Annotated in this window: 12 protein-coding genes and 3 tRNA genes; 2 read left to right on the top strand and 13 right to left on the bottom strand. The window is 74.5% G+C overall.

What is annotated here, in order from left to right:
• Window positions 1-50: 50 nt before the first annotated feature.
• The 4 genes from IE98_RS0119470 to IE98_RS0119455 form a co-directional block, all read right to left on the bottom strand.
• Window positions 51-1,355 carry a hypothetical protein gene (locus IE98_RS0119470; RefSeq protein ID WP_030270564.1) on the bottom strand — a complete coding sequence of 435 codons (1,305 nt, stop codon included), beginning with the start codon at window positions 1,353-1,355 and terminating at the stop codon, window positions 51-53.
• A gap of 103 nt (window positions 1,356-1,458) precedes the next feature.
• Window positions 1,459-1,531, bottom strand: a tRNA-Ala gene (locus tag IE98_RS0119465).
• Window positions 1,532-1,824: 293 nt separating this feature from the next.
• Complete coding sequence (locus tag IE98_RS0119460) at window positions 1,825-3,510, bottom strand: insulinase family protein (RefSeq protein ID WP_030270562.1); 1,686 nt, start codon at window positions 3,508-3,510, stop codon at window positions 1,825-1,827.
• Between the two features lie 3 nt (window positions 3,511-3,513).
• Window positions 3,514-4,446: a hypothetical protein gene (locus tag IE98_RS0119455; RefSeq protein ID WP_043174579.1), complete on the bottom strand. Its 933-nt coding sequence runs from the start codon at window positions 4,444-4,446 to the stop codon at window positions 3,514-3,516.
• 190 nt (window positions 4,447-4,636) lie between these two features.
• Between IE98_RS0119455 and IE98_RS0119450 the strand changes: the two genes are divergently transcribed.
• Complete coding sequence (locus IE98_RS0119450) at window positions 4,637-5,077, top strand: hypothetical protein (RefSeq protein WP_030270559.1); 441 nt, start codon at window positions 4,637-4,639, stop codon at window positions 5,075-5,077.
• 192 nt (window positions 5,078-5,269) lie between these two features.
• Here the strand turns inward: IE98_RS0119450 and IE98_RS0119445 are convergent, their stop codons facing one another.
• Window positions 5,270-6,793, bottom strand: coding sequence for an MFS transporter (locus IE98_RS0119445; RefSeq protein WP_420706203.1), 1,524 nt, complete (start codon window positions 6,791-6,793; stop codon window positions 5,270-5,272).
• A 102-nt stretch (window positions 6,794-6,895) separates the two neighbouring features.
• Here IE98_RS0119445 and IE98_RS0119440 point away from each other — a divergent pair, with 102 nt between their 5' ends.
• Window positions 6,896-7,801, top strand: coding sequence for a helix-turn-helix transcriptional regulator (locus tag IE98_RS0119440; protein ID WP_052390699.1), 906 nt, complete (start codon window positions 6,896-6,898; stop codon window positions 7,799-7,801).
• 74 nt (window positions 7,802-7,875) lie between these two features.
• On the opposite strand, the gene IE98_RS0119435 is transcribed toward IE98_RS0119440, so the two are convergent.
• From IE98_RS0119435 to IE98_RS50130, 8 genes are all read right to left on the bottom strand, one after another.
• A tRNA-Ala gene (locus tag IE98_RS0119435) sits at window positions 7,876-7,948 on the bottom strand.
• Between the two features lie 35 nt (window positions 7,949-7,983).
• A tRNA-Ala gene (locus IE98_RS0119430) sits at window positions 7,984-8,056 on the bottom strand.
• Window positions 8,057-8,161: 105 nt separating this feature from the next.
• Complete coding sequence (locus tag IE98_RS0119425) at window positions 8,162-8,809, bottom strand: histidine phosphatase family protein (RefSeq protein ID WP_030270554.1); 648 nt, start codon at window positions 8,807-8,809, stop codon at window positions 8,162-8,164.
• The gene (rsfS, locus tag IE98_RS0119420; RefSeq protein WP_030270552.1) at window positions 8,806-9,243 is read right to left on the bottom strand and encodes a ribosome silencing factor; all 438 of its coding nucleotides are present in this window, start codon (window positions 9,241-9,243) and stop codon (window positions 8,806-8,808) included. The genes IE98_RS0119425 and rsfS overlap by 4 nt, the downstream gene beginning before the upstream one ends.
• A gap of 128 nt (window positions 9,244-9,371) precedes the next feature.
• A complete protein-coding gene (locus tag IE98_RS0119415) occupies window positions 9,372-11,315 on the bottom strand; it encodes a LytR C-terminal domain-containing protein (RefSeq protein WP_052390698.1) in 1,944 nt (647 codons plus the stop codon).
• 16 nt (window positions 11,316-11,331) lie between these two features.
• Window positions 11,332-11,961: a nicotinate-nucleotide adenylyltransferase gene (gene nadD, locus IE98_RS0119410; RefSeq protein WP_030270548.1), complete on the bottom strand. Its 630-nt coding sequence runs from the start codon at window positions 11,959-11,961 to the stop codon at window positions 11,332-11,334.
• A 111-nt stretch (window positions 11,962-12,072) separates the two neighbouring features.
• Window positions 12,073-12,219, bottom strand: coding sequence for a hypothetical protein (locus IE98_RS50135; RefSeq protein ID WP_199922936.1), 147 nt, complete (start codon window positions 12,217-12,219; stop codon window positions 12,073-12,075).
• Window positions 12,220-12,382: 163 nt separating this feature from the next.
• On the bottom strand, window positions 12,383-12,526 hold the full coding sequence (locus tag IE98_RS50130; protein ID WP_199922935.1) for a hypothetical protein: 144 nt from the start codon (window positions 12,524-12,526) through the stop codon (window positions 12,383-12,385).
• Window positions 12,527-12,557 lie beyond the last annotated feature (31 nt).

The raw sequence follows: 12,557 nt of genomic DNA, 5'->3' as shown, positions 1-12,557 counted from the left end.
CGAACACGACGAGCGCGACGAGGGGACGCGCCGCCCGCAGCGCCGCCCGTTCACCCCGCGAGCGGCACCTCCTCCCGCACGGCCGCGTCGAAGGCACGCAGGGCCCGCGCCACCCGGGCGGACTGCATGCCGGAGGCGAGCAGCCGCGCCTCGTCGGCGATCCGGGCGGCCTCCTCGCGCTCACCGGTCCGCCGGTACGCCTCCGCGAGCCGGACCATCAGCAGGGCCCTGGTCCGGGCCCGCTCCGCGGTCAGCGCGGCGACCGCCTCGCCGAGCATCCGCTGGGCCCGTTCGAAGTCACCGAGGAAGAGGTGCATCTCCCCCACCATGCCGGCGAGGTCGGCCCGCTCGTGCGCGTGGTCGTCCACCCCCTCCAGCGCCTGGAAGGCCCGCTCGGCCACGGCCTCGGCACTGATCTGCTCGCCCTTCCGGCCGTGGGCGCGGGCGATCCGGCCGAGCTGCAGCGCCCGTTCACGGGGGGTCAGCACCTCGTCCGCGGCGCGCAGCGCGGTGGAGAGCATCGCCACGGCGTCCAGCCCGCGCCCGCCGGAGTTGTACGTCGCCTGCACGGCCAGGCAGCCGACCACGCCCACGCCGAGCCGCGGGTCCCCGGAGACGTGTGCGGCGCGCAGGGCGGCGACGAAGGCGCGTTGTGCCGCGGCGTCGTTGCCCATGTCGTAGTCGGCCCAGCCGACGAGCCGGGCGAGCCGTCCGGCGGCGCCGTAGAGTTCGCGGCCGAGTTTCTCGTCGTAGGCGCCCAGTTCCAGGAGCTTGCCGACCATGGCGAGTTCGGCCTTGGCGAGGTCACGGATGAGACCGCCGCCGTAGGCGCGTTCGAGGCGCCGTTTGCTCTCGTAGGAGAGCCGGAGGTCGGCGAGCTGTTCGGGGGCGATGCGCAGGGCCCCGGCGCCGCCGGTGACCTCCGGCGGCGGGGAGGCCCAGTGCCGGGCGGCCTGTTCCAGCTCGTCGCCGCGGAAGAGGTCGGTCAGCCGGACGGGCGCGGCGTCGGCCCCGGCCTCCCGGAGGGCGGTCTGCGCGGTGTCGGCCGTCCACGGGTCGGTGAGCAGGCGCGGCGAGAGGATCTTGGCACCGCGGCCGCTGCCCATGCGGCCCCAGAGCTGTTCGTAGGTGACGGCGATGCCGACGGCGCGGCCGAGCACCTCGCAGACGGTCTGGTCGTGCGGGGCGCGCGGCACCATGCCGCGGTCGCGCCACTTGTACGGTGCGGTGGCACTGATCGCCAGGCCGGCGGGCAGGACGGCGTTCACCTCGCGGGCGAGCCGCTCGGGGCTCCACCCGAGTTGGTGGAGTATCCGGGCGAGCTCTTCGTTCCGCTTGCGCACCAGGTCGGCCATGCCTCGACCGTAGCGGGCCGGGAGGGTGGACGGGTGAAGACGTCCGCACCTGCCGGGGAACGACGAAGGGCCGTTCCCTCAGGAAACGGCCCTTCACCTACTGTGGAGCTATGGGGAATTGAACCCCAGACCTCTTGCATGCCATGCAAGCGCTCTACCAACTGAGCTATAGCCCCTTGCTGCGGCCCCCGGTGATCTCCCCCGGCGACACGCACCACTTTACACGGTCCCGGGGGTGCTCCCCTAATCCGTTTCAGCGCCCGCCCGGCAAGGCCTCCCGACAGCGGTCGCCCATCCGGGCAGCCCACACCGGGCACCCCACACCTGCACCCCACACCTGGCACGAGACAGCCGCACCAAGCCCTGCAGCATGCCAGGCCCGCCTGCCGGCAGCACCGGGCCCGCCCGCCGGCAACCCCTACGGCCGCCGGCACCCTCCGCCGCCGGCACCCCGCGGCGGCGCCCGGCCTCAGGTCCGCCGCGGCCGGCTCCGCCGCCACACACTGCGCAGCAGCGCCGCCGCGATGCCCGCGGCCACCACCAGCACGCCCCAGTACACCGGGTCGCCCCGGGACTCGTCGTCCGCCCCGAGGGCCCCGCCGAGGGCGAACAGCAGGAAGAGTCCGGCGACCAGCATCAGCACCATGTTCACGGCGAGCTGCGCCGGCGACGAGCGGACGGCGGCGGCCGGTGCCGCGGCGGGCCCGGGCCTGGACGGCCGGGCGGGCGCCGTCCGCGGCGGCATCCGGACGTACGCCTGGTGCGGCACCGCGGCATCGATGGAGGCGAGCGCGTGGGCGTCGACGGCGAAGCAGGCGGGTTCGATCTCCACGCAGATGCCGTCGGCCCCGATCAGCCGCCGCCCGCCGTCCGGCCACGCGAGGAAGGCGGCGCAGGCGTCGTAGCGGACGGTCGCGGCCTCGCCCTCCCGGACGAGGCTGACGCCGGCCCGGCCGATCACGAGGTCGGGTCCGCCGGGCTCGCGGGAGCGGTGGCGGCTGCCCTCGACTGCGGCGGTGGAGTGGAGTGGCGCCGCCGTGTAGCCGGCCCAGTCGGCGCGGCGTCCGGCGGGCACCCGCAACAGGCCGCTGCCGAGCGCCTGCTGAGCGGTCGTCCGGACGTCCTCGGCGGTGACGGCGGCGAGTTCGGCGCGGAGCTCGTCGCGGGTGCGGACGGGCAGGTCGAGCAGCAGGTCGGCGGCGCAGCCGGGCAGGCGGGCGGGGTCCGCGTCGGGGGCGGTGTGCGCGGCGTCGGCGCGGCGGCGCAGGGCGTCGAGGGTGTCCGGGTCGACGCCGGCCACGGCGAGCCTGGCCAGCACGTCGACGAAGCCGCCGAGCACGGCGTCCTGCTCCTCGGGCAGGGCGTCGGCGAGGGCGGTGACGGTGAGGACGCCGTCGCCGCGGTCCGCGTGGTCGGCGCCCGCGGTGTAGGAGAGGCCGCCGTCCTGCCGCAGGTCCTGGAACAACTCGCGGTCCAGGCAGGCGGTGTAGAGGTCGGCGGCGGCGGTCCGGGGCAGCAGGGTCTCGAACAGGACCTGCCGCTGTCCGGCGGCGAAGTACGCGGGGGTCACCGGCAGCGCGGAGGTCGGCTGCGGCGGGGGCATCCGGCGTCCGGGGTGCAGCGGCAGCTGCAGGCCGTCCGGGACGCGTTCGCCGGCGATCCACAGTGCGGCGTTGTCGCGGGTGAACCAGGTGTCGGCCCAGTGCTGGACGGTCTGCGGATCGACGCCGGGCACGCCCCACTCGGGGTAGCTGACCAGGCCGTGGCCCTGGGCGCCGTACCGCCAGAGACCGGTCGCCTCGGCGGCGCCGGTGCCGCGGCCTGCCTCCTCGGTGCGCAGGATCGCCTTCTCGGTCTCCAGGCGGTCCACCGGCAGGGCGGTCAGCGACTCGCAGACGCTCTGCAGGAAGGCCCGGATCTCGTGGTCGTCGCCCTCCAGCAGGAAGTGCGTGTGCAGCTGCCCGGTGGCGCCGTTGAAGCGGTGCACCTGGACGCCGCTGCGGTGCAGGGCGAGGTGTTCGACGAGGTGGGTGATGCCGGAGCGGGCCAGGGTCTCGTCGGCGCTGCCGACCCGGAAGACCAGGCCTGCGGTGGTGCGGCCGGGCCGCGGGGCGTGCAGGGCCGGTACGCCGTCGACCTCGAAGCGGTGGATCACGGCTCAGCCTTTCAGGGCGCGGTCGCGGTGTTCCCGGAAGGTGCGCTCCGGGGTGTTGTCGAACCAGTCCCACGGTTCGGTGCTGCCGTACGGGCCCATGGCCTGGAAGTGCGTCCGGGCGGCGGCCCGGTCGCCGCCGAGGGAGGCGAGCAGGGCGAAGGAGCTGTGGGCGGCGATCCGGCCGAAGCGGATCCGGCAGTCGGGGTGCAGGACGGAGCCGTGGGCGGCCTGGGCGAGCTCCTGGCGGACGTCGGCGCGGGCGGCGTACGCGTTCCGCTCGGCCCCTGCCAGGGAGCCGGCCCGTTCCGCGTGGTACATGGCCAGCAGGGCGCCGTTGAGGCTGCCGGGCGGTGCGGCGCGGAAGCAGTCGCGGGCGAAGGCGTGGGACTCCTCCCAGCTGCCGCCCCACTTGGGCAGCAGCTGCTGGAGCATGCTGCGCTGCCCGGCGTAGTGGTGCGGTGAGACGCGAGCCACGGCGCGGTACCGGCGGCGGGTCTCGCTGATGCCCAGGGAGATCCCTCGGGAGATCGTCACCCGCAGCATCCAGGCGAGCGCGTCGCCGCGGTCCCGGGCGACGGCTCCGATCAGCAGCTGTTCGGCCTCGTTGAGCCGGGCACGGAACTCGCGCCAGCCCTCGGGGGTCACGTCCTCTGAACGCCGGGAGGTGCGGGCCTGCCAGCCGACGTGGATCAGCCGGTCGGCGAGCAGCGCGGTGGCGAGCGGGTCACCCGGGCGGTTGCCGAGCACCTGCCGCAGCAGGTGTTCCACGCCGGGCACGGCGGCGACCTGCCCGGAGAGGAGGAGCAGGCCGTACTCCTCCCGGCATTCGGCGAACACCGCGGCGACGGCGGGCCAGTCGCCCCGCTCTGCGGCGTTCCGGACGGTTCCGGCCTCGGGGAGCGCGGCGGCCGGGTCGAAGAGCGGTTCGGTGCTCATGGGCGGCGATCGTAGGGCGTGGCCGGAGGAACCGCCGCGGGGACCGATGGTGCGAACCCGTACGGATCCGGGCAAGTCGCCTGTCACTTGACGAAGAATTTACGGAATCCATGACTCCGCTTGTGACGGAACCTCCCTAGGCTGCCCAGCGATGACCGGCCATCAGGACGGCCGCAGACCGAGGAGCACCATGAACAACCGCCGCCGCGACCAACTGCTCAAGGCCGCCGCACCGCTGCTGATCGCCGACGAGCAGGTCGAGTTCGGCACCCTCACCAAGGTCGGCACGGTGTCCGCGGCCCGCCGCCTGGCCACCACCGCCGTGGTGGGTGTACTGACGGCCGGTACGGTGACGGCGATCGCCGCCCCTCGTCCGCTGTACCTGGCCCTGACCGACCGGCGGCTGCTCTTCTTCGGGGTGGACCAGCTCAGCGGCAAGCCGGCGAAGCTGGTCATGGCGCTCCCCCGCGAGGCCGTCACTGCCTCCCCGGCCGCCAAGGCCGCCTTCGGCCTGCTGCTCACCACGCAGCTCTCGGTCGCGGGCGAGGAGCAGTCGCTGAAGCTGACCTTCGCCACCACCGTCCGCGCGGACGGCCGGGAGCTGCTGAGCCGCCTGCCGGTCACCGCCTGACCGGCCCGGACACCGGACCACCGCGCCGGGCCGTCCTGCCGCACCCCGGCCGCCGCGCGACGGCCGGCAGATGCAGGACGGGCCGGCGCCGGTCCCCCCGCACGCCCCCTCGGCCCCGGTCGTGACGGTCCACCCGGCCACGACGGCCGGACCCAGGACGGCCCCGGCTCACCCGCCGCACCCCGGCCGCCGCTACACGTCCTCCGTCCTGCCGGCCTCTCCCGCCCACGCAGGCCGTACGGTCCGCCCCGACAGCGCCGCCAGCACGGCCGCGGCGGCCAGCGCGGCGCCGATCACCGCCGTGGTGACCAGCAGGGCGTGCCCGGAGTCACGGGCCGGCGCCGGGTAGGAGACGGCGCCGAGGAAGACCGTCCCCAGCAGCGTCACCCCGATCACCTGGCCGAGCTGCAGCACCGTCACCATCACACCGCTGGCGTCCGCGGCGTCCGCCGGGTCCACCCGCCCGAGCGCCCGCGCGAACAGCGGACTGTACGCGCAGCCCGCGGCCACCCCGGTCACGGCGAGCACCGCCTGCACGGCCGGCCCGACCGGCCCTCCCCCGTCCAGCAGCAGCCCGACGAGCACGTAGCCCGGGGCGACCACGGCCAGGCCGAGCACCGGAAGCACCAGGTGCAGACGCTGCGGCAGCCGCTGCCAGAGCAGGCTCGCCGCCCCGAAGCCCACCGAGACCGGCACCGACAGCAGGCCGGCCCGCAGTGCGCTGTTGCCGAGTCCGGCCTGCTGGTGCAGGGCCAGGGCGAACATGAACCCGGCGAACCCGGCCATGATCAGGAAGATCGACCCGGCCGCGGACAGCAGCCCGGGCGCGCGAAGCACCCGCCCGGCGATCAGCGGCCGGCCACCGCGTTCAGCCACCCGCCGCTCCACCGCCGCGAAGACGGCGAACAGCGCGGCGCTGCCGGCCAGCATCGCCCAGCCCCAGGCGGGCCAGCCGAGTTCGTGCCCGAGCACCAGCGGCACCACCAGCAGGCCGAGGGCGGCCGCCAGGGTCAGCAGGCCGGGCAGGTCGAAGCCTCGGCCGCGGTCGCCGGGGAGCGGCGGCAGCAGCCGGGCCGAGGCCGCGAGCAGCACCAGGCCGAGCGGGACGTTGACCAGGAAGACCGGTCGCCAGCCGGTGCCGAACAGATCGGCGCTGACCAGCAGGCCGCCCACCACCTGTCCGACGGCGAGGCCGCCGGCCAGCACCGCCGCGTACAGACCGAGCGCCCGGACCCGGGCGGCACCGGTGAACAGCCGCTGGATCACGCTCATCACCTGCGGCACCATCACGGCGGCGCCGACGCCCTGCACGACCCGGAAGCCGATCAGCCAGCCGGTGGCGGGGGCCAGTCCGCAGGCCAGCGAGGCCGTGGTGAAGGCCGCCAGCCCGTACCGGAAGGTGCGGGTGTAGCCGAAGCGGGCGCCGAGCCGGGCGCCGGTGATCAGCAGGACGGCGTAGGCGACGGTGTAGCCGGCGACGACCAGCTGCAGGGCGGCGCCGGAGGCGCCCAGGTCGGTGCGGATGCTCGGCACGGCCACGTTGACCACGGAGACGTCGAGCAGCGCCATGAACTGTCCGGCGAGCAGCAGGCCGAGCACCGGGCCCGGCCTGCGGGCGGCAGCGGCCGCGGGAACGACCGGGGCAGGAACAGGAACAGGAACAGCAGGGGCGGCAGGGGCGGTGGGCGTGGGATCGGGAGTCCGTAGGTCCGTCATACCGGGATCGTCGGGGCCGCCCGGTACTGGTGGTTAGAGCCTGCCGATCCTGGTACCGGCAGCACCTGTCGGCGGCGGCCGCGGTCGGCCACGATGGGGGTCATGACCGTGCTTCAACCGGACACCGTCGCCGAGCCGCGCAGGGACCTGCGGCGCGGAGAGCTCGCCAAGTTCCTGCGCGCCTGCCGCGCCCGGGTACGGCCCGAGGACGTCGGCCTGCCGCCCGGCCTGCGCCGCCGCACCCCGGGCCTGCGCCGGGAGGAGGTGGCGCAGCTCGCCGGCCTCGGCGTCACCTGGTACACGTGGCTGGAGCAGGGCCGCCCGATCAACGCCTCCGAGCAGGTGCTGACCGCGGTGGCCCGCACGCTGCGGCTGGACGCCGCCGAGCGCGACCACCTGTTCCGGCTCGCGGGGGTGCGGCCGCCGTCGCCGGCCGAGGCGGACCACCCGGAGTTCGACGGCGCCACCCAGGCGATCCTCGACCAGCTGGGCCCGCTGCCCGCGGCGGTCTGCAACACCCGTTTCGACGTGCTGCGGCACAACGCCGCGTACGAGTCGCTCTTCCCCCGGGCGACCAGGCCGGCCGGGCCCGGCGAGCCGCGCAACACCATGTGGTGCGCGTTCACCGTGCCGGACTGCTGCAACCCGTTCCTCAACCGCGACGAGGAGCTGCCCCGGATGGTCGGGGTGCTGCGGGCGGCGTACGGGCGGCACCTGGGCGAGCCCGCCTGGGAGGCGTACGTGCGGGACCTGTCGGCGGCCAGCGACCGCTTCCGCGAGCTGTGGGACCGGCAGGAGGTGGCGCCGCCGCGGACGACCCGCAAGGTCTTCCGGCACGCCGCGGTCGGCGTGCTGCACGTCCACGCCTCGTACCTGACCGTCCCGGACCGCCCGGAGGTCTACCTGGTCGTCTACACCCCGGAGGGACCCGAGGACCGGCTCCGGCTGGAGCGGATGGCGGCCGAACCGCCCGGCGTCCGGCCGGAGTGCCCGCACGGAGCCGCCTGAGGACCGGTGGCGTCAGCGGCCCCGGGAACGACGGAGGCCGCCACCCCTGCGGGCGGCGGCCTCTCGGACTGCTGTGGAGCTATGGGGAATTGAACCCCAGACCTCTTGCATGCCATGCAAGCGCTCTACCAACTGAGCTATAGCCCCGCGACACGGACGGCCCTGGGGCCGCTGGTGCGGAGTGGAGCTATGGGGAATTGAACCCCAGACCTCTTGCATGCCATGCAAGCGCTCTACCAACTGAGCTATAGCCCCGCAGTCCGTTCCGTCCGCCTCCCTCTCGGTCGGCGTCCTCGCTGCGAACGAGGAAGACTCTAGCCGGTCAGGCCCCGAACTGCGAAATCGCCCGCCGGAGCGGGCTCAGGTCTCGTCCCCGATGACCGGCTGCGGCAGGGTGCCGGCGTTGTGCTCCAGCAGCCGCCAGCCGCGCACGCCCTGGCCGAGCACCGACCAGCAGCAGTTCGACAGGCCTCCGAACCGCTCCCAGAGCACCGGCTCCAGACCGAGCAGCCGCCCGATCATGGTGCGGATGGTGCCGCCGTGCGACACCACGACGAGCGTGCCCTCCTCGGGCAGCTTCTCGACCGCGGACAGCACCACCGGGACGGCGCGGTCGGCGACCTCGGACGCCAGCTCGCCGCCGCCGCGCCGCACGGGGTGACCCTGGGCCCACGCCTCGTACTCCTCCGGGTAGCGGGCCCGGATCTCGGCGTTGGTCAGGCCCTGCCACTCGCCGGCGTACGTCTCCCGCAGACCCTCGTCCTGGTGCACCTCCAGGCCCGTCACCTTGGCCAGCTCGGCCGCGGTGCGGACCGCGCGCTGCAGGTCGGAGGAGACCAGCAGGTCGGGCTTCAGCCCGGCGAGCAGCCTGGCGGACCGCTGGGCCTGGAAGATGCCCTGGTCGGTGAGCGGGATGTCGGTGCTGCCCTGGAAGCGCGATTCGAGGTTCCAGGAGGTCTGGCCGTGGCGCCAGAAGACGATGCGCGGTCCCCGCGCGGCGCGGCTCAGCTCTCGTCCTCGGCGACCGCGTTGCCCGCGGCGTCGGTGCGGGCGCCCTCGGGCCGGTTGCGGGTCGCCAGGGCGTCGGCCGGCAGCGGCAGCTCGGGGCAGTCCTTCCAGAGCCGGTCGAGGGAGTAGAAGGAGCGCTCCTCGGAGTGCTGGACGTGCACGACGATGTCCAGGTAGTCCAGGAGGATCCAGCGGCCCTCGCGCTCGCCCTCGCGGCGCACGGGCTTGATGTCGAGCTCCTCGCGGAGCTTGTCCTCGATCTCCTCGGCGATCGACCGGACCTGGCGGTCGTTGGCCGCGGAGGCGATGAGGAAGGCGTCGGTGATCGACAGCACATCGCTGACGTCGAAGGCGATGATGTCGTGCGCCAGCTTGTCCGCCGCCGCCTGTGCGGCGACGTTGATAAGGTCCTGGCTCCGGTCAGTGGCAGTCACGGTGTTCTTCCGGCTCGGCTACGCGTTTTCCCCTCCAGGATCTCACGAACGCCCCGGGCCCCCGATCGATTTGACCGGGGGCCCGGGGCGGACGCGGAACGGGGGGTGCGGACCGGGCTGCTGCGCGGCTACTGCGCGGGCTTCTGCCCGGTCGCCTTCGGATCGGCCGTCTTCTGGTCCGCCTTCTGGTCGGGCAGGCCCTTGTAGTCCTTGCCGAGGACCACGACGAGGTCGGCGTTCTGCGGGTCGGTGACCTTCTTGACCGCCTCCGGCTTGAGCCCGAGCGCACCGGCCAGCGTCTTCGCCGCCTCGGCGCGGGCGTCGTCGGTGTAACGGATCTCACTGGCGGCCTGGACGGCGCCGGCCTTGCCGCTGCTCGGCACGACCTCCATGCCGGTGTTGGTGATCTGCACCGACGCGGACTCGTCGGCCTTGTCCTGGCCGGAGGCGTTGAGCACCGACACCCGGGCGGTGCTGCCGCTGGCGGCGGCATTCTTGACCGTGCCGCCGAGGACGTCCTTGACCTGCCGACCGGCGGTGGCCTCGTCGAGCGTGCCGTCCGGCTTGGCCTTGAGCAGCTGGGTGCCGAGGTGCCCGTCCTTGCCCTGCTGGGCGAGCTGGGCGAGGACGCCGGCCAGCGCCTTCTCCGGCAGCGAGGGGTCGAGCACGGCGTTCATCCGGTGCACGTCGTCGGTGGCCTCGTCCAGGTCGGTCGGCATGGCCCGCAGCACCGCCTCCAGGACCTGCCCGAACCTCGCCAGCTGGGCGTCGCGCGTCTCGCCGGGCGCCTGCAGCGTCGCGTAGGCGACGGCGGCGACGCCGTTGAGGCTGACACCCTTGCCCGCGGAGGCGAGCAGCTTGCCGTCGGCGGCCTTCACCTCGGCGTTGGTGTCGACCTTGATGCCGCCGAGCTGCGCGACCAGCAGCGTCAGGTACGGGGTGTCCAGCCGCCAGGTTCCGGCGACGGGGGCGCCGAGCACGGTGGCGAGGCCCTCGCGGGTGCCGGAGGGGCCTATGTCGTCCAGGCCCTTGGCGGCGGTGGTGACGGTCGAGTCGTTGGGCAGCCGCAGGGTGTCCGGGATGAGCAGCACGGTGCCCTTGTGCCCGGAGGCGTCGTTGACCAGCAGTGCGGTGCTGACCTTGCCCTGCAGGTCGCGCAGGTGGACGACGTTGACCTGGCGTCCGCCCGCGGCGGCCGCGGCGGAGGCCCCGGTGTCCCGGCCGGTCCACCACATCCAGCCGCCGACGCCGCCGGCGACGAGTGCGGCGGCCACGGCCAGCCCTATCAGCCGGTTCCGCAGCCGGCGGCGGCGCTCGGCACGCACCTCGCTGCGGGACTCGGCGAACTTCAGCCAGTCGATGACGTCCTCGGTCTCCTCCGCCTCCTCGTCGACGAAGGTGAACTCACCGGTGGCGTAGTTGTCGCCGCCCGCGGCCGGCCGCCGGTTCTGGCGGCTGCCGCCGACCTGCTCCGACGGCTGCGCGGGCCGGGCGGGGGCGGCGGCCCGGGCGGCCGCGCCGGCTGCACCGGCCGCACCGCCGGCCGTGGCGGCGCCGGTCGCCGGGGAGACCTGCTGGAGCGGCGGCTGCTGGACCGGAGGGCGCCGCGCGGGCTGGACGGGGGGCTGCTGGCCGGACTGCTGCTGCGGGGGCACCGGCGTCTGCTGCGGCTGGTACGGGTCCTGAACCCAGCCCTGCTGCCCGCCCTGGCCGGCGTACGGGTCCCAGCCCTGCGGCTGCGGCTGCTGCTGGTGCTGGTGCTGGTAGTACCCCTGCTGGCCCTGCTGGCCCTGCTGGCCCTGCTGCGCGTACTGGCCCTGCTGGTAGGGGTCCTGGTACTGCCCCTGCTGCGGGTACTGGCCCTGCTGGGGGGCGCCGCCGTACTGGTCCTGCTGGTAGGCCTGCGGCTGCTGGTCCTGGTAGCCGGCGTACGGGTCGTAGCCGTACTGCTGCTGGCCCTGCTGCTGCGGCTGCTGCTCCTGGGTCCAGCCCTGCTGGTCGTAGGGGTCGTAGCCCCGGCCGTACGGGTCCTGCTGGTAGCCCTGTGGCCCTCCGCCTGCGGTTCCGGTCACGCCGTCCCTCCCGGGATCAAGGCTGGGCCGGCGCGTAGAGCGCCCGCTTGTGGATGTAACGCACCACGCCGTCCGGGACGAGGTACCAGACCGGCTCTCCCTTGGCGACCCGGTTGCGGCAGTCCGTGGAGGAGATGGCCAGCGCCGGCACCTCGACCAGGGAGACCCCGCCGACGGGGAGACCGGCGTCCGAGAGGGTGTGCCCCGGGCGGGTGCAGCCGATGAAGTGGGCGAGCTCGAAGAGCTCGTCGGAGTGGCGCCAGGAGATGATCTGCGCGAGCGCGTCGGCGCCGGTGATGAAGAACAGCTCGGCGTCCGGGTGCAGGGCGTGCAGGTCGCGCAGGGTGTCGACGGTGTAGGTGGGGCCCTCGCGGTCGATGTCGATCCGGCTGACCGAGAACTGCGGGTTCTCCGCGGTGGCGATGACCGTCATCAGGTAGCGGTCCTCGGCCGGCGTGACCTGCCGGTCGGACTTCTGCCACGGCTGCCCGGTGGGCACGAACACGACCTCGTCGAGGTGGAAGGCGCTCGCCACCTCACTGGCGGCGACCAGGTGCCCGTGATGGATCGGGTCGAAGGTGCCACCCATCACGCCGAGGCGCTTCCGCGCCCTCGGCGCCCCGGTGCTCCCGGCCTGCTGTCCCATGCCGCCACACCTTACGCGACGCCCGTCACGCGGCGGCAAGCCGCCCGGAGAGGTCCGCGGGAGGGAGCGCGCAGCTTCTGTGCAGGCGCTCCCCCGCGGTGCGCGGCCGGCTCAGCGGTCGCGGTTGAAGCGGGTGGTCAGGAAGAGCAGCAGCAGCAGGATGAACAGCGCGGACCCACCGGTCAGGTACGGGTTGAGGCTCTCGTGGTTGCCGCCCTCGGCGAGCTGGGTCAGGGCGGGCAGTGCAGCAGTGCTCATGGTCGGCAGGACCTTCGGCTCGGGGGCGGACGAGGGTGCGGGCCGTGCGGCCTGCGGCCTCATCGTACGGGTGGGCCCGGCGCAACCGCGCGGCGGCCCACCGCGTCTGACCCCTCGTAGGTGCGGACCCGGCCGGGGCGGCCGCCGCGGCCCGCGCGCCGGGTCAGTCGCGGCCCGCGCGGACCAGGATCCAGGCCAGCAGGCCCACGCCCACGATGGAGCCGATCAGGATGATCCGCAGGAACAGGCCGGGGCCGTTCTCGTTGGAGATCGGTCCGGCCAGGTGCGCCAGGGCGGCAGGGGACATCGGGGGCTCCTCTCGGTCCGGACCTCGTGCC

The organism is Streptomyces sp. NRRL B-24484, from assembly GCF_000717715.1.
In the GTDB taxonomy this organism is placed as follows: Bacteria; Actinomycetota; Actinomycetes; order Streptomycetales; family Streptomycetaceae; genus Kitasatospora.
The sequence above is the reverse complement of the archived record's forward strand: the minus strand, read 5'-3'. Positions and strand labels throughout refer to the sequence as shown.

What these genes read in the sequence shown, in the direction of transcription:
- IE98_RS0119470 (WP_030270564.1), bottom strand. Translation starts at nt 1,355, where the DNA reads ATGGCCGACCTGGTGCGCAAGCGGAACGAAGAGCTCGCCCGGATACTC.
- IE98_RS0119455 (WP_043174579.1), bottom strand. Translation starts at nt 4,446, where the DNA reads ATGAGCACCGAACCGCTCTTCGACCCGGCCGCCGCGCTCCCCGAGGCC.
- IE98_RS0119450 (WP_030270559.1), top strand. Translation starts at nt 4,637, where the DNA reads ATGAACAACCGCCGCCGCGACCAACTGCTCAAGGCCGCCGCACCGCTG.
- IE98_RS0119445 (WP_420706203.1), bottom strand. Translation starts at nt 6,793, where the DNA reads ATGACGGACCTACGGACTCCCGATCCCACGCCCACCGCCCCTGCCGCC.
- IE98_RS0119440 (WP_052390699.1), top strand. Translation starts at nt 6,896, where the DNA reads ATGACCGTGCTTCAACCGGACACCGTCGCCGAGCCGCGCAGGGACCTG.
- nadD (WP_030270548.1), bottom strand. Translation starts at nt 11,961, where the DNA reads ATGGGACAGCAGGCCGGGAGCACCGGGGCGCCGAGGGCGCGGAAGCGC.
- IE98_RS50135 (WP_199922936.1), bottom strand. Translation starts at nt 12,219, where the DNA reads ATGAGCACTGCTGCACTGCCCGCCCTGACCCAGCTCGCCGAGGGCGGC.
- IE98_RS50130 (WP_199922935.1), bottom strand. Translation starts at nt 12,526, where the DNA reads ATGTCCCCTGCCGCCCTGGCGCACCTGGCCGGACCGATCTCCAACGAG.